General features: G+C 67.6%; 1 pseudogene. It reads left to right on the forward strand.

The features are described from left to right. Nucleotides 1-250, forward strand: a pseudogene (locus tag LI92_RS21650) (type I glutamate--ammonia ligase); the annotation flags it as partial.

Here is a 250-nt window from a genome sequence, read left to right on the forward strand (position 1 = left end):
CGGCCGCACCACCGAGGCCGACGGCAGCCCCAACCTCGGCTACAAGGTCCGCCCCAAGGGCGGCTACTTCCCCGTCGCCCCCACCGACCGGTTCGTCGACCTGCGCGACGCCATGTCGACCAACCTCACCAACGCCGGCTTCACCGTCGAACGCGGCCACCACGAGGTCGGCACGGGCGGGCAGACCGAGATCAACTACAAGTTCAACACCCTGTTGCACGCCGCCGACGACCTGATGCTGTTCAAGTAC

The organism is Mycobacterium sp. UM_Kg1, assembly GCF_000972925.1.
In the GTDB taxonomy this organism is placed as follows: Bacteria; Actinomycetota; Actinomycetes; order Mycobacteriales; family Mycobacteriaceae; genus Mycobacterium; species Mycobacterium hiberniae.